Annotated in this window: 23 protein-coding genes; 3 read left to right on the top strand and 20 right to left on the bottom strand. The window is 72.0% G+C overall.

Annotation, left to right across the window (positions count from 1 at the left end; all coding sequences use genetic code 11):
* Nucleotides 1–6: 6 nt before the first annotated feature.
* Nucleotides 7–609, bottom strand: coding sequence for a hypothetical protein (locus EDD29_RS07815; protein ID WP_123663724.1), 603 nt, complete (start codon nt 607–609; stop codon nt 7–9).
* A 147-nt stretch (nt 610–756) separates the two neighbouring features.
* Here EDD29_RS07815 and EDD29_RS07810 point away from each other — a divergent pair, with 147 nt between their 5' ends.
* On the top strand, nt 757–1,479 hold the full coding sequence (locus EDD29_RS07810; protein ID WP_123663722.1) for a DedA family protein: 723 nt from the start codon (nt 757–759) through the stop codon (nt 1,477–1,479).
* Here EDD29_RS07810 and EDD29_RS07805 read toward each other — a convergent pair.
* The 9 genes from EDD29_RS07805 to argC all read right to left on the bottom strand — a co-directional run bounded on the left by EDD29_RS07805 (nt 1,436) and on the right by argC (nt 10,415).
* Complete coding sequence (locus EDD29_RS07805) at nt 1,436–1,726, bottom strand: hypothetical protein (protein ID WP_123663720.1); 291 nt, start codon at nt 1,724–1,726, stop codon at nt 1,436–1,438. The two genes, EDD29_RS07810 and EDD29_RS07805, sit on opposite strands and share 44 nt — an antisense overlap.
* 187 nt (nt 1,727–1,913) lie before the next feature.
* Nucleotides 1,914–3,326, bottom strand: coding sequence for an argininosuccinate lyase (gene argH, locus EDD29_RS07800; protein WP_123663718.1), 1,413 nt, complete (start codon nt 3,324–3,326; stop codon nt 1,914–1,916).
* A gap of 156 nt (nt 3,327–3,482) precedes the next feature.
* Complete coding sequence (locus tag EDD29_RS07795) at nt 3,483–4,682, bottom strand: argininosuccinate synthase (RefSeq protein WP_123663716.1); 1,200 nt, start codon at nt 4,680–4,682, stop codon at nt 3,483–3,485.
* Nucleotides 4,683–4,703: 21 nt separating this feature from the next.
* Nucleotides 4,704–5,249 carry an arginine repressor gene (locus tag EDD29_RS07790; RefSeq protein ID WP_281280861.1) on the bottom strand — a complete coding sequence of 182 codons (546 nt, stop codon included), beginning with the start codon at nt 5,247–5,249 and terminating at the stop codon, nt 4,704–4,706.
* 2 nt (nt 5,250–5,251) lie between these two features.
* Nucleotides 5,252–6,163, bottom strand: a complete 912-nt coding sequence (argF, locus tag EDD29_RS07785) for an ornithine carbamoyltransferase (protein ID WP_123663714.1) — start codon at nt 6,161–6,163, stop codon at nt 5,252–5,254.
* A complete protein-coding gene (locus EDD29_RS07780) occupies nt 6,160–7,332 on the bottom strand; it encodes an acetylornithine transaminase (protein ID WP_123663712.1) in 1,173 nt (390 codons plus the stop codon). The genes argF and EDD29_RS07780 overlap by 4 nt, the downstream gene beginning before the upstream one ends.
* The gene (gene argB, locus EDD29_RS07775) at nt 7,329–8,204 is read right to left on the bottom strand and encodes an acetylglutamate kinase (protein ID WP_123663711.1); all 876 of its coding nucleotides are present in this window, start codon (nt 8,202–8,204) and stop codon (nt 7,329–7,331) included. Before argB ends, EDD29_RS07780 begins: the two co-directional genes overlap by 4 nt.
* The gene (gene argJ / locus EDD29_RS07770) at nt 8,201–9,355 is read right to left on the bottom strand and encodes a bifunctional glutamate N-acetyltransferase/amino-acid acetyltransferase ArgJ (RefSeq protein ID WP_123663709.1); all 1,155 of its coding nucleotides are present in this window, start codon (nt 9,353–9,355) and stop codon (nt 8,201–8,203) included. Before argJ ends, argB begins: the two co-directional genes overlap by 4 nt.
* A 31-nt stretch (nt 9,356–9,386) precedes the next feature.
* Entirely contained in the window at nt 9,387–10,415 is a 1,029-nt protein-coding gene (gene argC, locus EDD29_RS07765; protein ID WP_123663707.1) for an N-acetyl-gamma-glutamyl-phosphate reductase, read from the bottom strand.
* Between the two features lie 171 nt (nt 10,416–10,586).
* On the opposite strand from argC, the gene EDD29_RS07760 reads away from it, so the two are divergent.
* Together EDD29_RS07760 and EDD29_RS07755 are read left to right on the top strand one after the other, a co-directional pair.
* Nucleotides 10,587–11,117: a SigE family RNA polymerase sigma factor gene (locus EDD29_RS07760; RefSeq protein ID WP_123663706.1), complete on the top strand. Its 531-nt coding sequence runs from the start codon at nt 10,587–10,589 to the stop codon at nt 11,115–11,117.
* The gene (locus EDD29_RS07755; protein WP_123663704.1) at nt 11,104–12,309 is read left to right on the top strand and encodes a hypothetical protein; all 1,206 of its coding nucleotides are present in this window, start codon (nt 11,104–11,106) and stop codon (nt 12,307–12,309) included. The genes EDD29_RS07760 and EDD29_RS07755 overlap by 14 nt, the downstream gene beginning before the upstream one ends.
* Before the next feature lie 82 nt (nt 12,310–12,391).
* On the opposite strand, the gene pheT is transcribed toward EDD29_RS07755, so the two are convergent.
* The 10 genes from pheT to der all read right to left on the bottom strand — a co-directional run bounded on the left by pheT (nt 12,392) and on the right by der (nt 22,697).
* Nucleotides 12,392–14,839 (bottom strand): phenylalanine--tRNA ligase subunit beta, encoded by a 2,448-nt coding sequence (gene pheT, locus EDD29_RS07750; protein WP_123663702.1) that lies wholly within the window; start codon nt 14,837–14,839, stop codon nt 12,392–12,394.
* Nucleotides 14,839–15,948: a phenylalanine--tRNA ligase subunit alpha gene (gene pheS, locus EDD29_RS07745; RefSeq protein ID WP_123663699.1), complete on the bottom strand. Its 1,110-nt coding sequence runs from the start codon at nt 15,946–15,948 to the stop codon at nt 14,839–14,841. The genes pheT and pheS overlap by 1 nt, the downstream gene beginning before the upstream one ends.
* Nucleotides 15,949–16,157: 209 nt before the next feature.
* Nucleotides 16,158–17,201 carry a sensor histidine kinase gene (locus tag EDD29_RS07740; protein ID WP_246052582.1) on the bottom strand — a complete coding sequence of 348 codons (1,044 nt, stop codon included), beginning with the start codon at nt 17,199–17,201 and terminating at the stop codon, nt 16,158–16,160.
* Between the two features lie 129 nt (nt 17,202–17,330).
* The gene (locus EDD29_RS07735) at nt 17,331–17,765 is read right to left on the bottom strand and encodes an STAS domain-containing protein (RefSeq protein ID WP_170201317.1); all 435 of its coding nucleotides are present in this window, start codon (nt 17,763–17,765) and stop codon (nt 17,331–17,333) included.
* A gap of 190 nt (nt 17,766–17,955) precedes the next feature.
* The gene (locus EDD29_RS07730) at nt 17,956–18,789 is read right to left on the bottom strand and encodes a TrmH family RNA methyltransferase (RefSeq protein ID WP_123663693.1); all 834 of its coding nucleotides are present in this window, start codon (nt 18,787–18,789) and stop codon (nt 17,956–17,958) included.
* 10 nt (nt 18,790–18,799) lie between these two features.
* Nucleotides 18,800–19,165 carry a 50S ribosomal protein L20 gene (rplT, locus tag EDD29_RS07725; protein ID WP_123663692.1) on the bottom strand — a complete coding sequence of 122 codons (366 nt, stop codon included), beginning with the start codon at nt 19,163–19,165 and terminating at the stop codon, nt 18,800–18,802.
* A 74-nt stretch (nt 19,166–19,239) separates the two neighbouring features.
* The gene (gene rpmI, locus EDD29_RS07720; RefSeq protein WP_106398591.1) at nt 19,240–19,434 is read right to left on the bottom strand and encodes a 50S ribosomal protein L35; all 195 of its coding nucleotides are present in this window, start codon (nt 19,432–19,434) and stop codon (nt 19,240–19,242) included.
* Nucleotides 19,435–19,565: 131 nt separating this feature from the next.
* Nucleotides 19,566–20,282 carry a translation initiation factor IF-3 gene (gene infC, locus EDD29_RS07715; protein ID WP_281281019.1) on the bottom strand — a complete coding sequence of 239 codons (717 nt, stop codon included), beginning with the start codon at nt 20,280–20,282 and terminating at the stop codon, nt 19,566–19,568.
* 322 nt (nt 20,283–20,604) lie between these two features.
* Nucleotides 20,605–21,141, bottom strand: a complete 537-nt coding sequence (locus EDD29_RS07710) for a flavoprotein (protein WP_123663688.1) — start codon at nt 21,139–21,141, stop codon at nt 20,605–20,607.
* A 98-nt stretch (nt 21,142–21,239) separates the two neighbouring features.
* Nucleotides 21,240–22,697 (bottom strand): ribosome biogenesis GTPase Der, encoded by a 1,458-nt coding sequence (gene der, locus EDD29_RS07705; RefSeq protein ID WP_123663686.1) that lies wholly within the window; start codon nt 22,695–22,697, stop codon nt 21,240–21,242.
* Between the last annotated feature and the right edge of the window lie 16 nt (nt 22,698–22,713).

Genomic DNA, 22,713 nt, shown 5'->3' with positions numbered 1-22,713 from the left:
ACGGCGTCAGCGGCGCTTGTAGGTGAGGCGGAAGGTGCCCCCGAAAGCGCCGAACTCGTTCTCACCGCTGGAGGTCAGGGTGAACTTCAGCGCGGTCTTGGTGCAGGTGTAGGAGTACCCGAAGGGCAGCACGGTCTCCGTGCCGCCGTCGCGGATCATCTTGACCACGTTGTAGGAGCCCCACTCCTTGCGCTTCGGCTTCAGCTGGACGACCTTCGCCTTGGCGGTGCCCTTGGCCGTCTTGGGGTAGACGGTGAGCTTGCCCTTGGCCGATCCGGTGATCTTCACCTTGGCGGTCAGGGTGCCTCTGTAGGTGTTGCGGTAGGTCTCCGGCTTGGCTCCGGTGTAGACCGTGTTCTCGGGCGCGGCCTTGGCGAAGTCGAACGTCACCCGGTCGCCCTTGACGGTCAGGCGCTGGCCGGCCAGTCCGCTCGTCCGCCCCTTGAACGCGCCGGTCTCGGCGGCGCCGTAGAACTCGTTCTTCTCCGCGGTGAGCCGCCAGGACCCCGCCGCGCACTTGGCCGCCGCCGACGCCGGAGCCGCGGCGACGACGGTGCCGGAGACCGCCAGCGCGATCACGGCGGCGCCTCCCATGAACCTGTGGAACATCGACCATCCATCTGTGGGAGCAATGAAAACCGGCGAAAAATAGCAGGAAAGATCACCCCCTCGATAGGGGTTGAAGACTGAGATATCAAAGTTTGAGAGTGCCGCCGATAGGGTCGGTGGGTATCCGGCGGAGCTACGGGGGGCGCGGTGGAATGGGTCACACGGGCCGTCGAGGGGCTCGGCGGGCTGCCGTTCCCCGCGGTGGCGGGGGTGGCCGGGCTGATGGCGTTCGCCGAGTCCGGGCTGGGGGTCGGGACGGTCGTCCCCGGGGAGACCGGGGTGCTGCTGCTGGGGGCCTCGGCGACCGGGGCGGGGCGGTTCGCCGGAATGCTGCTCGTCGTGGCGCTGGGGGTGACGGCGGGCGACCACGTCGGTTATCTGCTCGGCCGCAGGTACGGGCCGCGGATGCGCGATCTGGCCGTGGTGCGGCGGCTCGGCGTGCGGCACTGGGACCGCGCCGTCGCGATCCTGCGCCGGTACGGCGCGGCCGCGGTGTTCACGACCCGGCTCGTCCCCGTGGTGCGCACGGTCACCCCGGCCGCCGCGGGCGCCGCCCGGGTGCGGTACCGGCACTTCCTGCCCGCCTCGTTCGCGGGGGCGCTGCTGTGGGCCGCGTTCTACGTGGGCGTCGGGGCGTTCGCGGGGGCCTCGGCCACCCGGCTGGAGCAGCGGCTGGGGCAGGTCTCGTGGATCCTGCTCGGCGGCGCGGTCGTGCTGTTCGCGGCGGTCCGGCTGATCCGGCGGCGCCGGGCGAAGGCGGCCCCGCCCGACGCCGCGGAGATCGCCGGGAACGAGCCCTCAGGCCCGCGGGAGGAGCCCCTGGACGTCAGGGGGACCAGGGCAGCGGGATGTGGCGGCCCTCGGGTGTGAGGACGGCGTAGGCGCCCACGGGGGTCCCCGGGGTCTCGGCGGCCTGTGAGGCGGCCGTCAGGAGGATGTCGGAGTCGGGGCCGGCCAGGAAGAAGACATGGGTGTCCGGCCGTTCCTCAGGGTCGGCGTTGAGTTCTATCTCGCCGGTCTCTTCAAGGTCGCCCAGGAAGGCCTCGATGTCCTCGAGGTACTCGGAGGAGTCCCCGGTGTAGACCGGGATGTGGAGTTCCACGACGATGCGCGCCATGCCCGCATTCTCCCCCCGAGCGGGGCCGGAGGCGGCGCGCCGCACCGGTGCGGCGGCGGGAAGGTACGGGGCGCGGGCGGGCGGAAGGTCCGTCCGCGCCCCGAACCGGTGGTGGGCTCCCCGGCGAAGCCGGGCCCCTAGGAGGCCCCCGAGCGCCTGCCACCGGGCCCAGCGAGTACGGACCGGGTCAGGAGGCGGACGCCCAGGCGGCGGCGTCGTCGGCGAAGGCCCGTAGTGAGGCTATCTGCTCGACCACGCGGTCGGGCGCGGTACCGCCGTGCGCCTTGCGGGACGCGATCGCGCCCGGGACGTTCAGCACCTCGCGGACGTCCGGGGTGAGGTGCGGGGAGACCTTGGCCAGCTCCTCGTCGGTGAGGTCGCCGAAGTCCTTGTCGTTGACCTGGCACCACACCACGAGGTGGCCGACGACCTCGTGCGCGTCACGGAAGACGACGCCGCGGCGGACCAGCAGCTCCGCGAGGTCGGTGGCGAGCGCGAAGCCCTGCGGGGCCAGCTCCTCCAGCCGCTCGGTGTTGACGCGCATGGTGGCGATGAGGCCGGACATGGCCGGCAGCACCAGCAGGAGGGTCTCGACGGCGTCGAAGGCGCCCTCCTTGTCTTCCTGGAGGTCGCGGTTGTAGGTGAGCGGCAGGCCCTTGAGGGTCGTCAGCAGCCCGACGAGGTGCCCGATGAGGCGGCCCGCCTTGCCGCGCGCGAGCTCGGCGACGTCCGGGTTCTTCTTCTGCGGCATGATCGACGACCCGGTGGCGTAGGTGTCGTCCATCTCGATCCAGCGGAACTCCTGGGAGGCCCACAGGCAGACCTCTTCGCCGAGGCGCGAGAGGTGCACGCCGGCCAGCGCCGCCGCGAAGAGGAACTCGGCGACGAAGTCGCGGTCGCTGACGGCGTCCATGGAGTTGGCCGAGGCGGAGTCGAAGCCGAGTTCGGCGGCGACGGCCTGCGGGTCGAGCGGCAGCGAGGACCCGGCGAGGGCGCCGGAGCCGAGCGGGGAGACCGCGGCGCGCTTGTCCCAGTCGCGCAGCCGGTCGATGTCGCGGCCGATCGCGTGGACGTGCGCGAGGAGCTGGTGGGAGAACAGCACGGGCTGGGCGTGCTGGAGGTGGGTCATGCCGGGGGCGGCGACGCCGAGGTTGGCCTCGGCCTGGCCGATCAGCGAGGTCTGCAGCTCCACCAGGCGCGAGACGACGCGGCGGGCGTGGTCGCGCAGGTACAGGCGCAGGTCGGTGGCGACCTGGTCGTTGCGGGAGCGGCCGGCCCGGAGCTTGCCGCCGAGCGAGCCGAGCCGCTCCAGCAGGCCGCGCTCCAGCGCGGTGTGCACGTCCTCGTCGGCGACGGTCGGGCGGAACTCGCCGGAGGCGCAGGCGCGGTCCAGGTCGTCGAGCGCGCCGAGCATGCGCACCAGCTCGTCGTCGTCGAGCAGGCCCGCGCGGTTGAGCACGCGGGCGTGGGCGCGCGACCCCATCAGGTCGTACGGCGCGAGCCGCCAGTCGAACTGGACGCTCACGGACAGGCGTGCCAGCGCGTCGGACGGCCCGCCTTCGAACCGTCCGCCCCAAAGCCGGGTCGGTGCCTTGCTCACTGTGATCTCTCCGAATGTCGTGGGTGCGTGGCCCGCCGCCGGAACGGCGGGCGCTCAGACACAGTTGTACCGCTCCGGGGCACTGCCCCGGAGCGGCCCCTGTGGATAACCTCGGGAAAGTCCGGCCGGAGGCCGGTCCCGCACGGCCGGACCCGCTCAGGCGTCCTTGCGGTCGCGGACCGCGGCGATCTTGCTGGGCAGGCCCCAGAGCTCGACGAACCCCTTGGCCAGGCTCTGGTCGAAGGTGTCGCCGGTGTCGTAGGTCGCCAGGTCGTAGTCGTACAGCGACGAGCCGCTGCGCCGGCCGGTGACGACCGCGCGGCCGCCGTGCAGGTTGAGCCGGATCTCGCCGTTGACGTGCGCCTGCGCCTCGGCGATGAACGCCTCGAGCGCGTCCTTGAGCGGCGAGAACCACAGGCCGTCGTAGACCAGCTCGCCCCAGCGCTGGTCGACCGAGCGCTTGAAGCGGGCGAGGTCGCGCTCGACCGTGACGTTCTCCAGCTCCTGGTGCGCGGCGAGCAGCGCGATCGCCGCAGGGGCCTCGTAGACCTCGCGGGACTTGATGCCGACGAGCCGGTCCTCGACCATGTCGAGGCGGCCGACGCCCTGGGCGCCCGCGCGCTTGTTCAGCTCGTCGATGATCTGGAACGGGGTCAGCTTGCGACCGTCGATCGCGACCGGGACGCCGTCGGCGAAGGTGAGGACGAGCTCGTCGGCCTCGCGCGGCACCGAGGGGTCGGACGTGTAGGAGTACAGGTCCTCGATCGGGGCGTTCCAGATGTCCTCCAGGAAGCCGGTCTCGACGGCGCGGCCCCACAGGTTCTGGTCGATCGAGTACGGGTTCTTGTCCGACACCTCGATGGGCAGGCCCTTCTCCTCGGCGAAGGCGATGGCCTTGTCGCGGGTCCAGGCGTAGTCGCGGGCGGGCGCGACGCACTTGAGCTCGGGGTTGAGGGCGGCGAGGCCGGCCTCGAAGCGGACCTGGTCGTTGCCCTTGCCGGTGCAGCCGTGCGCGACGTGCGTGCCCTTGAACTCCGACGCGGCGGCGGCCAGGTGCTTGACGATCAGCGGCCGGGACAGCGCGGAGACCAGCGGGTACCGGTCCATGTAGAGGGCGTTGGCGCGGATCGCGGGGAAGCAGAAGTCCTTGGCGAACTCCTCCCTGGCGTCGACGACGACGGCCTCGACGGCGCCGCAGTCCAGCGCCCGCTGGCGGATGGCGTCCATGTCCTCGCCGCCCTGGCCGCAGTCGACGGCCACGGCGACGACTTCGGCGCCCATCTTGTCGGCGAGGAAGGGGATCGCGACGGACGTGTCGAGGCCCCCGGAGTACGCCAGTACGACGCGCTCAGTCATTGGTCTTTCTCCTCCGGTAGTTCATGAAAGGTCTTCGCGGGGGCGGGGGTCTTCCGACCCCTGGCTTCGTCGTTCGGTCATCGCGAGGAGGCGGGCCGCCACGGCCTCGCCGCCCAGCGGGTCGCGGGAGATGACGAGGATCGAGTCGTCTCCCGCGACCGTGCCGAGGATCGAAGGCCATTCGGCGTGATCGATCGCCGATGCCAGGTACTGCGCCGCACCCGGCGGTGTCCGCACGATCACGAGGTTGGCCGAGGCCTGCGCGGAGACCAGGAGTTCCTGGGCCAGCCGTGCGAGCCGGGACGCGAAGGTCTCGGCGTTTCCCGTGCGGGCGAGCTTGATGCGGTCGCCGCCCTCCCCGGGGACGGCGTAGATGAGGCTGCCGTCGTCGGCGCGCAGCCGGACCGCCCCGATCTCGACGAGGTCGCGCGAGACGGTGGCCTGGGTGACCTCCAAGCCGTCGTCGGCGAGCAGCTTGGCGAGTTCGCCCTGCGAGTGGACCTTGTGCCGGGTCAGCAACTCCAGGACGCGGGCCTGCCGCGCCGCCTTCGTCATCGGGGTGGTCACCGCTACCGCTCCAGCAGCCAGGCGAGCAGGGCCTTCTGGGCGTGCAGACGGTTCTCCGCCTCGTCCCAGACTACGCTGTTCGGCCCGTCGAGGACGGTGGAAGCGATCTCCTTGTCCCGGTACGCCGGAAGGCAGTGCAGGACGGCCACCTCAGGGCCCGCGAGGGAGACGAGCTCCTCGGTGAGGGCGTAAGGCTCGTACTTGGAGATGTCCTTGCCTTCCTGGCCCATCGACACCCATGTGTCGGTGGCCAGGACGTCGGAGCCGGTGGCCGCGGCGCGGGCGTCGGTGGTGATCTCCACAGAGCCGCCGGTCGCCTTGGCGATCTCCTCGGCGCGCCGCCATATGTCGGGGTCGGGGAGGTGGCCCTCCGGCCCCGCGACGCGGACGTGCATGCCCGCGGTGGCCCCGCCCAGCAGGTAGGAGTGGGCCATGTTGTTGGCGCCGTCGCCCAGGTAGGTGAGGGTCAGCCCTGCGAGCCCGCCCTTGTGCTCCTTGACCGTGAGCAGGTCGGCGAGGATCTGGCAGGGGTGGAACTCGTCGGTGAGGGCGTTGACGACGGGGACGGCCGAGGCGTGCGCCATCTCCTCGATCCGCTCCTGGCCGAAGGTCCGCCAGACGATCGCGGCGCAGATCCGGTCCAGCACGCGGGCGGTGTCGGCGATGGTCTCGCCGCGGCCGAGCTGGCTGGTGCCCGCGTCGATCACCAGGGGGTTGCCGCCGAGTTCGGCGATGCCCGCGGCGAACGACAGCCGGGTCCTGGTGGAGGCCTTGTCGAACAGGACGGCCACCGACTTCGGGCCCGCGAGGGGCTTGCTGCCGTACCTGTCGGCCTTCATCGCGATCGCGAGGTCGAGGACCTCGGCCTGCTCGGCGGGGCTGAGGTCGTCGTCCCGCAGGAAGTGCCTGGTCATGCCGTCACCCCGTCCAGGATCGCCGGAAGCGCGTCGATGAAGGACCGCGCCTCCTCGGCGGTCAGGGTGAGCGGGGGCGCCAGCCGGATCGCGTCCGCCTGGACGTTGTTGACCAGGAAGCCGGCCCGCTGCGCGGACTCGCGGACCTGCGCGGCGACGGGTTCGGTGAGCATCAGGCCGAGCCAGAGGCCCGAGCCGCGCACGCCGGCGAGCAGCGGGTGGTCCACGCCGGCGATCCCGGCGGACAGCAGGTCGCCGATCTTCACCGCGTGGGCGAGCAGCCCGTCGCGCTCGATGGTGTCCAGGACGGCCAGGGCGGCCGAGGCGGCGACGGGGTTGCCGCCGAAGGTGCCGCCGTGGTCTCCGGGGGCGAAGATGTCCCCGGCCGGGCCGAAGCCGATGACCAGGCCGATCGGGATGCCGCCGCCGAGCCCTTTGGCGAGGGTGAGGATGTCGGGGATGACGCCCTCGTGCTGGTGCGCGAACCAGGTACCTGTCCTGCCGATGCCGCTCTGGATCTCGTCGAGGACCAGGAGGGCGCCGACGGCGTCGCAGGCCTGCCGGGCCGCGGTCAGGTAGCCCGCGGGGGCGGGGATGACGCCCGCCTCGCCCTGGGTGGTCTCCAGGATGACGGCCGCGCACCCGTCGGTCACGGCGGCCTTGAGCGCCTCGGCGTCACCGTAGGGGACGAACCGAACGTCCACCCCGTACGGCCCGAAGGGCTCCCGGATCGCCTTCTTGCCGGTCATCGCCAGCGCGCCCATGGTCCGGCCGTGGAAGCCGTTCTCCATGGCCACGATGTACTTGTCCGGCCCCGCGTGCTTGCGGATCAGTTTGAAGGCCGCGTCGTTGGCCTCGGTGCCGGAGTTGCAGAAGAAGACCTTGCCGGGCACGCCGATCAGCTCGATCAGCCGCTGGGCGAGCCGGATCTCCGGCTCGCTGGTCAGCAGCGGCCCGACGTGCGCGATCCTGCCGACCTGCGCGGTGACCGCCGCGACGAGCGCCGGGTGGGCGTGGCCGAGCGAGGAGACCGCGATGCCCGCGAAGAGGTCGAGGTAGGCGTTGCCCTCGCTGTCCCAGACCGTGCTGCCCTCACCGTGCGTGAGCAGCACCGGGGGCACGGGACGGTTGGGCATGAAGGAGGCCTTGAAGTCGTCCTGCCACGTCATGACGGCACCACCATCGTTCCGACTCCTTCATCGGTGAAGACTTCCAGCAGAAGCGAGTGCGGGACGCGGCCGTCGAGGACGTGCGCCTGGGGCACGCCATTGGACACCGCGTGCAGGCACGCGCCCATCTTGGGGACCATGCCGGAGGACAGGCCCGGCAGCAGTTCCTCGAGTTCGGCCGCGGTCAGCGACCGGATCACCTCGTCGCTGTTCGGCCAGTCGGCGTACAGGCCCTCGACGTCGGTGAGCACGATCAGCTTGGTCGCGCCCAGCGCCGCGGCCAGCGCGGCGGCCGCGGTGTCGGCGTTGACGTTGTAGATCTGGCCGTCGACGCCGCGGGCGACCGAGGAGATCACCGGGATGCGGCCGTCGTTCAGCAGGCTCTGCACCGCGCCCGGGTCGACCTTGACGATCTCGCCGACCTGCCCGATGTCGACGGGCTCCCCGTCGACGATCGCGTGCAGCTTCTCGGCGGTGAACAGGTGCGCGTCCTCGCCCGACATGCCGACGGCGTAGGGGCCGTGCGCGTTGACCAGGCCGACGACCTCGCGGTTGACCTGGCCGGTGAGGACCATCCGCACCACGTCCATCGCCTCGGGCGTGGTGACCCGCAGCCCCGCGGTGAAGTGCGAGGCGATGCCGAACCTGTCGAGCGCGGCGTTGATCTGCGGGCCGCCGCCGTGCACGACGACCGGGCGCAGGCCCGCGAGGCGCAGGAAGACGATGTCGCTGGCGAACGACTCGCGCAGGGCGTCGTCGGTCATGGCGTTGCCGCCGTACTTGACCACGACGGTCTTGCCGTGGAACCGCTCGAGCCACGGCAGGGCCTCGATCAGGACGCCGGCCTTGGTCATCGCCTCTTTGCGGTTCATGAGCTGTACGCCGAGTTCTCGTGGACGTACTCCTCGGTGAGGTCCGTCGTCCAGACCGTCGCGGAGTGCTTGCCCGCCGAGAGGTCGACGGTGATGGCGACGTCCCGCGGACGCAGGTCCACCTTGTCACGGTCCTCGCCGACCGAGCCGCTCCGGCACACCCAGACGCCGTTGATGGCGACGTTCAGCCGGTCGGGCTCGAAGACGGCGTCGGTGGTGCCGACGGCCGACAGGACCCGGCCCCAGTTGGGGTCCTCGCCCTTGATCGCGCACTTGAGCAGGTTGTTGCGGGCGATCGAGCGGCCCACGGTGACGGCGTCGGCGACGGTGTCGGCCCCGACGACCTCGATCGCGATGGCCTTGGAGGCGCCCTCGGCGTCCACCAGGAGCTGGCGGGTCAGGTCGAGGCAGACCTCGGTGAGCTTCGCGGTGAACTCGGCCTCGCCCGGCACGACGCCGGTGGCGCCGCTGGCCATGAGCAGGACCGTGTCGTTGGTGGACAGGCAGCCGTCGGCGTCGAGCCGGTCGAAACTGTGCGACGTGGCGGCGCGCAGGCAGCGGTCCAGTGCGTCGGCCGGGAGGTCGGCGTCGGTGGTGAGCACGACGAGCATGGTGGCCAGGGAGGGGGCGAGCATGCCCGCGCCCTTGGCCATCCCGCCGATCATGTAGCCGCCCTCGCCGCGCCGGAAGGAGATCTTGGCGACGGTGTCGGTGGTGCGGATGGCGTCGGCGGCGTTCAGGCCGCCGTCACGGGTGAGGTCGGCGGCGGCGGCGTCGACGCCGGCGAGCAGCGCGTCCATCGGCAGGCGGATGCCGATGAGGCCGGTGGAGCAGACGGCGATCTCGCCCGCGGAGTCGGCGAGGACGTCGCCGGCCTTCTCGGCGGTGGTGTGGGTGTCCTGGAAGCCGGGCGCGCCGGTGCAGGCGTTGGCGCCGCCGGAGTTCAGCACGACGGCGCGGACGCGGCCGCCGGAGACGACCTGGCGGCTCCACAGGACGGGCGCGGCCTGGACGCGGTTGGCGGTGAAGACGGCGGCGGCGGCGCGGGAAGGCCCGTCGTTGACGACGAGGGCGAGGTCGCGGGTGCCGTTGTTCTTGATGCCCGCGGCGACGCCCGAGGCCCGGAAGCCCAATGGTGCGGTGACGCTCATGCGCCCTCTCTCTGCTGTCGAGGTGGGGGTTTCAGGGTGCGACGGCGAAGGTGGTCAGCCCGGTCTCCTCGGGGATGCCGAGGGCGAGGTTGGCCGACTGCACGGCGCCTCCCGCGGTTCCCTTGGCGAGGTTGTCGATCGCGGCGACCACCACGATTCGTCGGGACCGCTCGTCCAGGGCGACCTGCATGAGCGCGGTGTTCGCGCCCAGGGTCATCGCCGTGGACGGCCACTGGCCCTCGGGCAGAAGATCGACGAAAGGCTCGGCGTCATACGCGGCGGCGTACGCCTCGCGCAGGGCCGCGTAGGTGACGCCCGGCTTGGCCTTGGCGGTGCAGGTGGCGAGGATGCCGCGGCTCATGGGGGCGAGCGTCGGGGTGAACGACACCATGACGTCCTCGCCCGCGGCCTTGGAGAGGTTCTGGATGATCTCGGGGGTGTGCCGGTGGACGCCGCCGACGCCGTAGGCCGACACCGCGCCCATCACCTCACTGCCCAGCAGGTTGGTCTTGGGCGCCTTGCCCGCGCCGGAGGTCCCCGAGGCGGCGACGACCACGACGTCCGGCTCTGCGAGGCCCGCGGTGAAGGCGGGCACCAGGGCGAGCGACGAGACGGTCGGGTAGCAGCCGGGGACGGCGATCCGCTTGGTCCCGGCGAGGACCGCGCGCTGGCCGGGCAGCTCGGGAAGGCCGTAGGGCCAGGTGCCGGCGTGGGGCGAGCCGTAGAAGTGCTCCCACTCCCCCGCGTCTTCGAGCCGGAAGTCCGCGCCGCAGTCGACGACCAGGACGTCCTCGCCGAGCTGGGCCGCCAGGGGGCCGGAGGCGCCGTGCGGGAGGGCCAGGAAGACGACGTCGTGGCCCGCGAGGGTCTCGGGGGTGGTCTCCTCCAGGATCCGGCCCGCGAGGGACCGCAGGTGCGGCTGGAGCGCGCCGAGCGGCTGCCCCGCGTTACCGCCCGCGGTGAGGGCGCCGATCTCGAACTCGGGGTGCGCCGCGAGGAAGCGCAGCAGCTCACCGCCCGCGTAACCGCTCGCGCCCGCTACCGCAGCCCGGTACCCCATGATCCCGCCCCTCAGTCTGTGATGGGAAAAGTATGCACGGGTCCGGATGACTATTCAAGCTGGATCAAGGAACCTCTCACCATGTGGACATGGGAGGATTTGGCACGACCCGCACGGTTCCCATGCAACCCTTTGGAACCCTCGGGTGTCTTTGAGTAGGAAGGGACATTCATGCGGAGCGGGGACCCGGAGCGTCAGTTCGACGCGTTCGTCGCCCACCGTTTCCCGGCGCTCTACCGCTACGCGTATGTCCTCACCGGCAACCAGCACGACGCCGAGGACCTCGTCCAGGAGGCCCTCACCCGTACCGGCGTCGCCTGGGGCAGGATTCGGCGCAAAGACGACCCGGAGGGCTACGTGCGCACGACCATGGCGCGCATCATGGCCAACCGATGGCGGCGGCCCAAGCTGGAGCACCTCGTCCCCGGGGTGCCCGAGATCGCCGCCGACGACCCCGGGCTCAACCGGGTGCACGAGGTCGACGGGCTCGACGCGGCGCTCCAGGCGCTGCCGCCGCGGATGCGGGCCGTCCTCGTCCTGCGGTACTTCGAGCAGCTCAGCGAAGAGGAGACCGCGCGAGCCCTCGGCTGCTCGCGCGGGACGGTGAAGAGCCAGGCCTCCCGGGCCCTGGCCAAACTGCGCGCCGGGATGCTGGACGACCCTGAGCGGGCACTCATGGAGGACCGACGTGGAAGATCTTGAGCAGCTCGTCGCGAGCCGGCTCCAGGCCCTGGACGGCGCCGAGCCCTCCGCGGAGGCACGCGACCGCGTCCTCGGCCGGGTGGACCGCCAGGTCGTGGTGCGCCGGCGCCGCCGCCGCGCGGCCGGATCCGTCGCCGGGGCCTCCCTGGTCGTCGCGGGCGGGCTGGCCCTGCCGTCGCTGCTGCCGAACTCCGGCGACGGCGGGGCCACGCCGCCCCCGATCGCGATCGGCACCGTCGAGCCCGGTGAGAAGGGCGGGACGTCCGGCGGGAGCGGCCCCGACCTCGGGCTCGGCGAGTTCCAAGGCGACGGGCCGGGCGCCGAGACCCCGCCGGGGGCCGCGGGCGGCTTCGACCGCAGCCTCCCCACCGGCAAGACCCTCACCGTCTTCGGGATCGGGCCCGACGGCACGGTCCTCGGCATGGGCGTCGGCCCGAACGGGCGCAGCGACCGCACCCTGTGGCGGACCGACCTCAGTGCCCTGCTCAGCGCGCCCGTCCCCATCGCCAAGGCCGACGGCCTGTACTCCGCGACCGGCTCCGCCGAGGTGACGGTCTGGCCGAAGCGCACCGACGACGGCTTCCAGCTCATGTGCCAGGGCGCCCAGGGCGATCCCGTGCAGCTCGGCACGACCGGGGTGGCCCGGCGCGCCAGCGTCGGTTTCCACGTCGACGAGGGCGTCGTGGTGTGGACCGACCGCAGCCCCGGAGGCCGCGTCTGGACCGCGCGCGGCTGCGCCGACGAGCCCAGCCCCCTCACCGAGGGCTACGCGGCGGCCTTCTCCTACCCGTACGTCTACGTCCTCCGGCCCGGCGAGGCCGGGGCGACCGGCCAGGGCGTCCACCGGGTCGACATGGAGACCGGCGCCGCCGAGGACCACGACCTCCCCGGCGCCACCAAGGCGACCCTCTACGCGGCCGCCAAGGACACCTTCGCCGTGGCCGACGAGGGCTCCCTCACCCTCTACGACCCCGAGACGTGGGCGCCCCGCGCCGTCCCCGACCCCCTCCCCGAGGGGGAGGCCACCCTCTCCGCCGGCGACGACGTCATCGCCTACACCACCTCCGACGAGTCCCTCGTCTACGACGCCGCAGACCAGACCGCCACCCCCCGCGAAGGCACCGCCTTCGCCAACGGCCCGTGGCTCCTCACCCGGGAAGGCGACTCCTTCCAGCTCGCCAAGACCTCCTGATCTCCAGACCTCCTGATCTCCCCGGAGACGACGAAGCCCCGTACGGACGAATCCGTACGGGGCTTCGCTCTTACCGCTCGGGCTACCGCAGGGCGGCTCCGGTGCGGTCGGCGGCCTCGGTGACGGCGGCGTCGCGGGCCGCGGAGGCCTCCTCGGCCGTCAGGGTCCGGTCGGCGGCCCGGAAGCGCAGGGCGTAGGCGAGCGACTTGCTGCCTTCGGCCACCTGGTCGCCGGTGTAGACGTCGAAGAGACGGACGGACTCCAGGAGCTCGCCCGCGCCTTCGATCAGGGCCGCCTCCACGGCCGCGGCCGGGGTGTCGGCGGAGACCACGAGGGCGACGTCGCGGGTGGCCACCGGGTAGGCGGACACGTGCGGGGCCTTCGGGGCGGTTCCGCCGAGGAGGCGGTCGAGCTCCAGCTCGGCGGCGGCGGCGCGCGGCGGCAGGCCGTACGCCTGGGCGACGCGCGGGTGCAGCTCGCCCGCGTGGCCGACGAGCACGTCGCCGACATACAGGGCGGCGCAGCGGCCCGGGTGCCAGGGCGCGTGCTGATCGGCGGTGATCCGCAGCTCGACGCCCGCCTCACGGGCGATCAGCCGGGCCGCCTCGATCGCGTCCTGCCAGCCCGCGGGACGGCCCGCGCCCCACCAGCCGGCGGGCTCGGCCGTGCCGGTGAGCACGACCGCGACGCGCTGCGGCTGGTCCGGCAGGGCCGCCTCGATCGCGGCGAGCTGCTCGGCCGTCGGCGCCTTGTCGACGCCGTAGGCCGGCACCTTGCCCGCGCCGTCCTTGGGCCGGTACACCAGGCCCGTCTCGAACAGCGCGAGGTCGGCGTGGCCGCGGCCGAGGTTGCGGGCCGCGGTCCGCATCAGACCGGGCAGCAGCGTCGTGCGCAGCAGCGGCTCGTCCTCCGACAGCGGGTTCGCGAGCCGGAGCGCCTTGCGCCGGGCGTCGTCGGCCGGGAGCTGGAGGTCGTCCCAGTCCTTGGCGGAGGTGAACGGGTAGCTCAGCGCCTCGGTGTGGCCGGTCGCGGCGAGGATCCGGCCGACCCTGCGGCGCAGCCGCTGGCCGGGGGTGAGGCCGCGGCCCGCCGACGGACGGGGCGCCCGCTCGGGGATCGCGTCGTAGCCCTCCAGCCGGATGACCTCTTCGGCGAGGTCGTTCGGGTCGGTGAGGTCGGGCCGCCAGGACGCGGGCGTGACCGTGATCGGGTCGGCGCCCTCGACGGTGCAGCCGACCTCCTCGAGCCGCCGCACGACGGTCTCGCGGGAGTAGTCCACGCCCGCGACGCGCGCCGGGTGGGACACCGGGATGGTGATCGTCACCGGCTCGACCGGGGCCTCGGCGACCGTCGCGCCCGGCAGGACCTCGGCCCCGCCCAGCTCGGCGAGCAGCCGCACCGCGCGCAGCGACGCAGCGAGCGGCAGCTCCCGGTCGACGCCGCGCTCGAACCGGTAGGACGCCTCACTGTGCAGCTTGTGACGCCGGACGGTCCGGGCGACGGAGATCGGGTCGAAGTGGGCCGCCTCGATCACCAGGTCGGTGCTGGTCCCGTCGATCTCGGTGTGCAGGCCGCCCATGGCGCCCGCGATCGAGATGACGCCGGAACCATCGGTGATCATGAGGTCGCCGGGGTCGAGCGTGCGCTTCACGTGGTCGAGGGTCTCCAGGGACTCCCCGGCCTTCGCGCGGCGCACGACGATCTCGCCGGTCAGCTTGGCCGCGTCGAACGCGTGCAGGGGCTGGCCGAGCTCCAGCATCACGTAGTTGGTGACGTCCACCGCGAGCGACACCGGGCGCACGCCCGCGCGGAACAGCCGGGCGCGCAGCCACAGCGGGGACTCCGCGGCCGGGTCGAACCCGCGGACCTGCCGCAGCACGAACCTGTCGCACGCGTCGGCCGCCTCGATCGACGCCGGGTAGGACGGCCCCTCGGCGGGGATCTCGACCGCGGCCGGGTCGGTGAAGGCCACGCCGTAAGCGGTGGCCGCCTCGCGGGCGATGCCGCGGATCGACAGGGCGTAGCCCCGGTCCGGGGTGACCGCGATGTCCAGGACTTCGTCGACGAGGCCGAGCAGCTCGATCGCGTCGCGGCCGACCCCGGTGTCCTCGGGCAGGATCAGGATGCCGTCGTGGTCGTCGCCGATGCCCAGCTCGCGCAGCGAGCAGATCATGCCCTCCGACAGCTTGCCGTAGGTCTTGCGCCTGCCGACCGCGAAACCGCCCGGCAGGACGGCACCGGGCAGCACCACGACCACGGTGTCGCCCGCGGCGAAGTTCCGCGCGCCGCAGATCAGGTTCTGCGGCTCGGCGTTGCCGACGTCGACCTGGCACCAGCGGATCGGCTTCTTGAACTCCGTCAGCTCCTCGATCGCCAGCACCTTGCCGGTGACGATCGGGCCGCTGAGGTCGGCGGTCTCGACCGTCTCGACCTCGAGGCCCGCGGCGATCAGCTTCGCGGCGAGCTCGCGTCCCGTCACCTCGGCGGGCAGGGCCGCGTACTCGCGCAGCCAGGAAAGCGGGGCCCGCATCAGATCTCCATCCCGAACGGAAGGGTGAACCGGACGTCACCCTCGACCATGTCGTGCATGTCGGCCACGCCGTGGCGGAACATCAGGGTCCGCTCGACGCCGAGGCCGAACGCCCAGCCGCTGTAGCGCTCCGGGTCGATGCCCGCGGCGATCAGCACGCGCGGGTTGACCATGCCGCAGCCGCCGATCTCGATCCAGCCCTCGGACGAGCAGGTGCGGCAGGGCTCCTCGGTGTTGCCGACCGACGCCCCGTGGCACACGAAGCACTGCATGTCGACCTCGGCCGACGGCTCGGTGAACGGGAAGAACGACGGGCGCAGCCGCACCGGCAGCGGGTCGCCGAACAGGCCGTTCACGAACGCCGAGATCGCGCCCTTGAGGTCGGCCATGGTCAGGCCCTCGTCGACGGCCAGGCCCTCCAGCTGGTGGAAGACCGGGCTGTGCGTGGCGTCCAGCTCGTCGGTGCGGAACGTGGTGCCCGGGGCGACCACGTACACCGGCAGCTCGCGCTCCAGCAGGGCGCGGATCTGGACGGGCGAGGTGTGCGTGCGCAGGACCATCCCGGAGTCCTCGGACTCGACGAAGAAGGTGTCCTGCATGGCCCGCGCCGGGTGGTCGGGCGGGAAGTTCAGGGCGTCGAAGTTGAACCACTCGGCCTCGATCTCCGGGCCCTCGGCGATCTCGAAGCCCATCGAGACGAACACGTCGGACATCCGCTCGGCCATCGTGGTGAGCGGGTGCCGGGCGCCGCGCGGGGCGCGGTCCCACGGGAGGGTGACGTCGACCGTCTCCTCGACCAGGACGCGGGCGTCCCGCTCGGCCTCCAGCTCCTCCTGGCGGACCTTGAGCGCCTGCCCGACCGCGCCGCGGGCCGCGCCGATGCGCTTGCCCGCGTCGGCCTTGGCGTGCGGCGGCAGCGCGCCGATCTCACGGTTGGCCAGCGCCAGCGGGGAGCGGTCGCCCTGGTGGGCGAGGCGCGCCTCCTTCAGCTCCTCCAGGTCGGCCGCCGCCGCGATCGCGGCCAGCGCGGCGTCCCGGGCGGCGTCCAGGGCCTCGGGGGCCAGCGCCGCGACCTCCACCGGGTCATAAGACTTGTTGGGTGCAGACATGTGGTTTCAACGCTCCTAGCGGGATTCCCGCAAGTTTAGTGGCCTGCTTGCTTGGCGCTCCCACGTCGCGCGGTGATCGGGCGCTTGGAATCCCGGCGGAACCCCTCCGGCCCCTGGGGGCCTACGGGGCGGCGCCGGGGCGCCCGATCACAGGGGAATTCCGTTCAACGATGCGCAGGGAGCCTCGGGGCGCCCACCGGGGACCTCGCTCAGGCGGGGCTGCCGGCGGGCAGGGTAAATCGGAACTCGGCGCCGCCGCCTGGCGCGCGCTGGACGGCGATCGCGCCGCCGTGCGCCTCGACGAGGCCCTTCACGATGTAAAGCCCGAGACCGGTGCCCCGGCGGCGGTTGCCGCGCCAGAACTGCCGGAAGACGCGCTGGGCCGCCTCAGGAGGGATGCCTTCGCCTTCGTCGCGCACCGAGACCACGACCCGCTCCACGGCTGCCCCCTCCCTTCCGGTATCCGGCTCCACCACGATAGTGACAGTACCAGCACCGTGCCGCACGGCGTTTTCGACGAGGTTGCCGAGGATCTGGTGCACCTTGTCCGGATCCAGCCAGAGCTCGGGGAGGGTGCCCCGGGCGTCGAGGCGGAAGCGGTTCGCGTCGTCGCCCGCGGCGACCCTGCGGGTGATCACCTCGCGGGCGGTGCCGACGATGTCGACGACCTGGCGGCGCATCTCCAGCCGTCCCGCCTCGATCCGGGAGACGTCGAGCAGCTCGGTGATCAGCCGGGTGACCCGGTCGGCGTCGGCGTTGACCGTCTCCAGCATGACCAGCTTCTGGTCGTCGTTGAACCTGTGCCACTTGGCCAGCAGGGTCGCGGTGAAGCCCTTGACCGAGGTGAGCGGGGAGCGCAGCTCGTGCGCGACCGTCGAGACGAGGTCGGCCCGGTGCCGCTCCCGCCTGGCGCGCGCGGCGGCGTCGCGCAGGGAGAGGATGAAGCGCTGCGGGCGGCGCAACCTGTCGCGCAGATAGGACGCGGTGACGAGCACCTCGCGCCCGTCCACGAGGTAGAGGCCGCATTCGGGATGCCGGGTGCGGGTCGACAGGCCCCGGTAGGGGTCGATCGCCTTCCACCAGTCGCGGCCCTCGCCGTCGTGCAACGGCAGGACGTCCGTCGCGGCCCGCCCGAGGACGGCGTCGCGGCGGAGCCCGGTGATCGCCTCGGCCCGCCGGTTGAACACCACGACCCTGCCGCGCGCGTCGGCGATGAGCAGTCCGTCGGGCAGCTCGTCCCCGAAGGAGGGCACGCCTCGGGGGCTCGGCACCCCCACCGCCGTGATCCGCCCGTCCCCGTCCAATGAAAAGGCCCCCTCCGCAACGGCCCGACAGCAGAGAGCTTAGCGTCGCGAGAGGGGGACTTGGGAGCGCGAAACCCCTTACGGATAAGGGTTTTCCGGGCTTTGTCCGGGGTGGTGGCCGCCGCCGGAGGCGGCAAGGGTCAGGGCGTCCTCGACCCCGTCGGCGATCGGCACGCGCCGGTGCAGCCCGGTGATCTCGAACAGCCGGCGCTGCGCGGGGCGCACCCCGTAGAGCCAGACGCCGCCACCGTGCGCGGCGGTGCGGTTCGCCAGCGCCACCAGCGCGTTCAGCCCGGAGGCGTCGCAGAAGGTGACGCCGCGGAAGTCGATGACGATCGACGTGAAACCCGCCTGGAGCACGCCGGACATGTGATCGCGCAGCGTCCGGGCCGACCTCAGGTCGATCTCCCCCGCGACCCGCACCACGGCGGTCTCGTGGCGGCCTTCCACCAGTTCGGCGCGCAGCGCCCGGTCGTCCGCGGCTCCGTGGCAGCGCAGGGCGCCTGAGCGCATCGGCTCGGACCTCGGTCGGCGGAGCATGTACTCCCTCTCGTAGGCCAATGGGATCGGCCGCGCGCCCGCACCCGGGCCGGGGCCATCATGGTCATCCTCGCAGTCCGGACGATCCGGGCATCGGAGCGCCATGGTCCGCAACCGGCCGGGGCCGTGAGCAACCTCAGGGCCCTGACTGGGTGGTCAGGATCTAGCTGACGGAACGCTGCGCCCGCGCCGAAGCGTAGAGACAGACTGCCGCGGCGGTGGCCAGATTGAGGCTTTCGGCCTTGCCGTGGATCGGGACGCGCACGACGTCGTCGGCCAGCGCCCTGACTTCTTCGGGAAGACCCCACGCCTCGTTGCCGAACACCCATGCGGTCGGCCTGGCCAGGGAACCGTCGTCGGCGAGGTCGTCCAGGGTGTGCGTGCCCGCGCCGTCGGCGGCCAGCACCGTCAGGCCCGCCTCCTTCAGCGCCGGGATGAGGGTGGTGTAGCGGGGCCCGGTCACGACCGGGAGATGGAACAGACTGCCCGCGGACGCCCTGACGCACTTGCCGTTGTAGGGGTCCACCGACGCGTCCGTGAAGATCACCGAGGCCGCGCCCGCGGCGTCGGACGCGCGCAGGACCGTGCCGGCGTTGCCGGGGTCTCGCACGTGGGAGAGGACCGTCACCAGCTTCGGCGCGCCGGAAAGGGCGCGCTCCAGCGGGACGTCCAGGAAGGCGCAGACCGCCAGCAGCCCCTGCGGGGTGACGGTCTGGGCGAGTTCGGCCATGACCTCGCCGCTTGCGCGGAGGACCGGGACACCCGCCTGGAGGGCGAGGTCGACCAGGTCCGCGTGGCGGGAGGCCGCCTCGGCCGTGGTGTAGAGCTCCACCAGGCCGGTGCCCGAGGCGGTCTCCAGGGCGAGCGCTTCGCGCACCGCCTGCGGGCCTTCGGCCAGGAACTTGCGATCCTGCTGCCGGAAGGCCCGCTTGGCGAGCCTGCGAGCGGACTTCACCCGAGGGGATCGGACACTGGTCAGCTCGACGAGGCCCGCCATCTCGGCGTCCTCAGGCCTCGGCCGGGAGAGCGCTCTTGGCGACCTTCACCAGCGCCGCGAAGGCGTCGGCGTCGTTCACCGCGAGCTCGGCCAGCATGCGCCGGTCGACCTCGATCTCCGCGATCTTCAGGCCCTGGATGAACCGGTTGTAGGTCATGCCGTTCAGGCGGACCGCGGCGTTGATGCGCTGGATCCACAGGCGGCGGAACTGACCCTTGCGGTCCTTGCGGTCCCGGAAGGCGTACGTCATGGAGTGGAGCTGCTGCTCCTTGGCCTTGCGGTACAGGCGCGACCGCTGGCCGCGGTAGCCGCTCGAACGCTCCAGGACGACCCGACGCTTCTTGGCGGCGTTGACCGCCCTCTTCACGCGTGCCACGTGACTGACTCCTTCGTGGGGGTGGGGCCCTTTGTCGTGGCCCTACCGGTCGTACATGTGGTCGGAACGGCTGCTTACTTGCGCAGCAGCTTCTTGATCATGGGGGTGTCGGCGGCGGAGACCACCGCGTTGCCGTCCAGGCGCCGGGTGCGCTTGGTGGGCTTGTGCTCCAGCAGGTGGTTCTTGTTGGCACGGCGGCGCACCACCTTGCCGGAGCCGGTCAGCTTGAAGCGCTTCTTGGCACCGCTGTGGGTCTTGGTCTTCGGCATGGCGGCCGTCTCCCTCTTTCTTCTAGGCGTGGCTGACCGGACGTGCAGGGGAAAGATGCACGCCTGGTCAGCTTTCTGCGTACATCCCGACCGGGGGTCTCGCTCTCGCAAGACCCCCGGTCGGGTGGGTCTCACTCGGAGCCGGGCTCCTCCGCGGATCCCTCCACGGTCGCGGATCCCTCCGCGGTCGCGGTCTCGTCTGCGGGCGCGGATTCCTCCGCGAGCGCAGATTCCTCCGCGGGTGCCTCCGACTCGCCTTCCGCATCTCGCGGGGCGTTGCGCTGGGCGCGGGCCTCGGCCTGCTCGGCCTTGGCCTCGGCCTTCTTCTTGTGCGGCCCGATCACCATGATCATGTTCCGGCCGTCCTGCTTGGGGTTCGACTCGACGAACCCCAGGTCGTTGACGTCCTGCGCGAGCCGCTGGAGCAGCCGGTAACCGAGTTCCGGACGGGACTGCTCGCGACCGCGGAACATGATCGTCACCTTGACCTTGTCCCCGCCCTTGAGGAACCGCTCCACGTGACCCTTCTTGGTCTCGTAGTCGTGCGGGTCGATCTTCGGGCGGAGCTTGATCTCCTTGATGATCGTGTGCGCCTGGTTGCGCCGCGCCTCACGCGCCTTCATCGCGGACTCGTACTTGAACTTGCCGTAGTCCATGAGCTTGGCCACCGGAGGCCGCGCGGTGGGCGCGACCTCGACGAGGTCGAGGTCGGACTCGCGGGCAAGGTCGAGCGCCTTGGCGATGGGGACGATGCCCACCTGCTCGCCATTGGGCCCGACGAGCCGGACTTCCGGCACGCGAATGCGATCGTTGATGCGCGGTTCGTTGAAACGCGTTTCGGCGCTGATGGGACCTCCCGGGGCCTGCTCTACGTGGATGGAACCTGTCGCAGGAGCCCCCGAAAAGAGATAAGCCCCGCACGACGCGCATGCGAGGCCACCATCGGTCGACCCCTGTGCACACATCCCACAATACGCGATGCAACACAGCAGCCTGTCGGCGCATTCCTACGCCGGACCGATACCCATCAGCCTCGAAGGCCGATCAGGTGGGAGCAGTCTCCACTTGCGCGCTCGAACCCCCAGAGGGGCCCAAGCCGGTCAGTGTCCAAGGCTACCAGAGCGTCAAGACAACCACGAATTGACCGACAGAACACCGTACGCGGCCGACTCATCGGCGGTCGCGCTCCACCGCGTCGAGGACGAGGGGCCACGGCGGTTCCGCCCACGGGCCGCGGGGCGGGTCCGGCTCGAACTCCCCCGGCCCGTAGATCACCCGGACGCCCATCGCCCGCAGGTAGGCCAGTGAGGACTCGAAGACGGGGTTCGCCGCGAGGCGGGTGTTCACGAACGGCAGGACTCCCGCCGGAATCCCTGTGGGCACCCACTCGGCGAGCAGCCCGAGCGCGTAGTTGTCCGCGATCCCCTGCGCCCACTTGTTGATCGTGTTGTACGTCGCCGGCGCGACGACGACCGCGTCGGGATCCGGCAGCCTTCGGGGCTCGTCCGGCCGCCGGTACCTGCTGAAGACCGGCCGCCCGGTGATCTCCTCGATCACCGGGACGTCGAGGAACTCCTCCGCCGCGGGCGTGGCCACCACACAGACGTCCCAGCCCCTCCCCCGCGCCTCGGTCAGCAGTTCGGGCAGCCGCGCGGCGGATCCGGCGGCGCAGACGATCACATAGAGCACACCCCGGCGATCACTCACCCGCCAAGTCCACAGGTCCCGGCGGCTTCGCGCAACCCGGCCCGACGGCGAAGGCCGCCCCGGGTGGGGGCGGCCTTCGGGCGGGTGCGGGGAGCGGGTCAGCGCTTGCGGCCGAAGCGCTTGTCCCGGTCCTTCTTCTTCTCGCGGATCTTCATGGTCACCGTCACGGGCGAGCCCTCGAAGCCGAACTCCTCGCGGATGCGGCGTTCGATGAACCGGCGGTAGCCGGGCTCGAGGAACCCGCTGGTGAACAGGACGAACCGGGGCGGGCGGGTGCCCGCCTGGGTGGCGAACAGGACACGGGGCTGCTTGCCGCCGCGGATGGGGTGCGGGTGCGAGGAGACCAGGTCGGTGAAGAACTGGTTGAGCTTGCCCGTCGGGACGCGGTGGCCCCAGCTGTCCAGGGCCGTCTCGATCGCGGGGACCAGCTTCTCCATGTGGCGGCCGGTCTTCGCCGAGATGTTGACGCGCGGGGCCCAGCGGGCGCCCACGAGCTGGCGCTCGATCTCGCGGTCGAGGTAGAAGCGGCGCTCCTCGTCGACCAGGTCCCACTTGTTGTAGGCCAGCACCAGGGCTCGGCCCGCCTCCACGATCGTGTTGACGATGCGGAGGTCCTGCTCGGCGAGCGGCTCGCTGGCGTCCACCAGTACGACCGCGACCTCCGAGCGCTCCAGCGCCGACTGGGTGCGCAGGATCGCGTAGAAGTCGGCGCCCTGGTTCTCGCGGTGCCGCTTGCGGATGCCCGCGGTGTCGATGAAGCGCCAGGTCTTGCCGCCGAGGTCGATCAGCTCGTCGATCGGGTCGCGGGTGGTGCCGGCGACGGAGTCGACGACCACCCGGTTCTGCTTGGCCAGCTTGTTCAGCAGGCTGGACTTGCCGACGTTCGGACGTCCCATGAGCGCGACCCGGCGCGGACCGCCGACCGCCTCGCCGAGGCGCTCGCGCGGCGCGGGCTCGGGCAGCGACTCCAGGACCCGGTCCAGGAGGTCGCCGCTGGAGCGGCCGTGCAACGCCGAGACCGGCATCGGCTCGCCGACGCCCAGGCTCCACAGGGCCGTGGCCTCCAGCTCCGTGCGGGTGTCGTCGGCCTTGTTGGCGGCGAGCACGACGGGCTTCTTGGCGCGGCGGAGGATCTCCACGACGGCCTCGTCGATGTCGGTCGCGCCGACGTTGGCGTCCACCACGAACAGCACCACGTCGGCGAGCTCGACGGCGAGCTTGGCCTGCTCGGCGATGGCCGCGGCCAGGCCGCGCGAGTCGGGCAGCCAGCCGCCGGTGTCCACCACGGTGAACTCGCGGCCGTTCCAGTTCGCCTTGTAGGAGACGCGGTCGCGGGTGACGCCGGGAACGTCCTCCACGACCGCCTCGCGACGGCCGATGATCCGGTTCACCAGGGTCGACTTGCCGACGTTCGGACGGCCCACGACGGCGACGATCGGCAGTACGGCGGGCTCCGCCTCACCGTCCTCGGTCAGCTCCTCGTAGGCGGCCGGGTCGAAGTCGTCGGGGTCGTAGGTCTCGAACTCTTCTTCGAGCGTGAAGTCCTGCTCGGTCATGATGTCCTCTTCGGTT

Origin of the sequence: Actinocorallia herbida (assembly GCF_003751225.1) — a bacterium.
Lineage (GTDB): Bacteria > Actinomycetota > Actinomycetes > Streptosporangiales > Streptosporangiaceae > Actinocorallia > Actinocorallia herbida.
Note: the sequence above shows the minus strand (reverse complement) of the source record. Positions and strands in the feature narration are given on the sequence as shown.

What these genes read in the sequence shown, in the direction of transcription:
- EDD29_RS07815 (WP_123663724.1), bottom strand. Translation starts at nt 609, where the DNA reads ATGTTCCACAGGTTCATGGGAGGCGCCGCCGTGATCGCGCTGGCGGTC.
- EDD29_RS07805 (WP_123663720.1), bottom strand. Translation starts at nt 1,726, where the DNA reads ATGGCGCGCATCGTCGTGGAACTCCACATCCCGGTCTACACCGGGGAC.
- EDD29_RS07795 (WP_123663716.1), bottom strand. Translation starts at nt 4,682, where the DNA reads ATGACTGAGCGCGTCGTACTGGCGTACTCCGGGGGCCTCGACACGTCC.
- argF (WP_123663714.1), bottom strand. Translation starts at nt 6,163, where the DNA reads ATGACCAGGCACTTCCTGCGGGACGACGACCTCAGCCCCGCCGAGCAG.
- EDD29_RS07780 (WP_123663712.1), bottom strand. Translation starts at nt 7,332, where the DNA reads ATGACGTGGCAGGACGACTTCAAGGCCTCCTTCATGCCCAACCGTCCC.
- argB (WP_123663711.1), bottom strand. Translation starts at nt 8,204, where the DNA reads ATGAACCGCAAAGAGGCGATGACCAAGGCCGGCGTCCTGATCGAGGCC.
- argJ (WP_123663709.1), bottom strand. Translation starts at nt 9,355, where the DNA reads ATGAGCGTCACCGCACCATTGGGCTTCCGGGCCTCGGGCGTCGCCGCG.
- argC (WP_123663707.1), bottom strand. Translation starts at nt 10,415, where the DNA reads ATGGGGTACCGGGCTGCGGTAGCGGGCGCGAGCGGTTACGCGGGCGGT.
- EDD29_RS07760 (WP_123663706.1), top strand. Translation starts at nt 10,587, where the DNA reads ATGCGGAGCGGGGACCCGGAGCGTCAGTTCGACGCGTTCGTCGCCCAC.
- pheT (WP_123663702.1), bottom strand. Translation starts at nt 14,839, where the DNA reads ATGCGGGCCCCGCTTTCCTGGCTGCGCGAGTACGCGGCCCTGCCCGCC.
- pheS (WP_123663699.1), bottom strand. Translation starts at nt 15,948, where the DNA reads ATGTCTGCACCCAACAAGTCTTATGACCCGGTGGAGGTCGCGGCGCTG.
- EDD29_RS07735 (WP_170201317.1), bottom strand. Translation starts at nt 17,765, where the DNA reads ATGCGCTCAGGCGCCCTGCGCTGCCACGGAGCCGCGGACGACCGGGCG.
- EDD29_RS07730 (WP_123663693.1), bottom strand. Translation starts at nt 18,789, where the DNA reads ATGGCGGGCCTCGTCGAGCTGACCAGTGTCCGATCCCCTCGGGTGAAG.
- rpmI (WP_106398591.1), bottom strand. Translation starts at nt 19,434, where the DNA reads ATGCCGAAGACCAAGACCCACAGCGGTGCCAAGAAGCGCTTCAAGCTG.
- der (WP_123663686.1), bottom strand. Translation starts at nt 22,697, where the DNA reads ATGACCGAGCAGGACTTCACGCTCGAAGAAGAGTTCGAGACCTACGAC.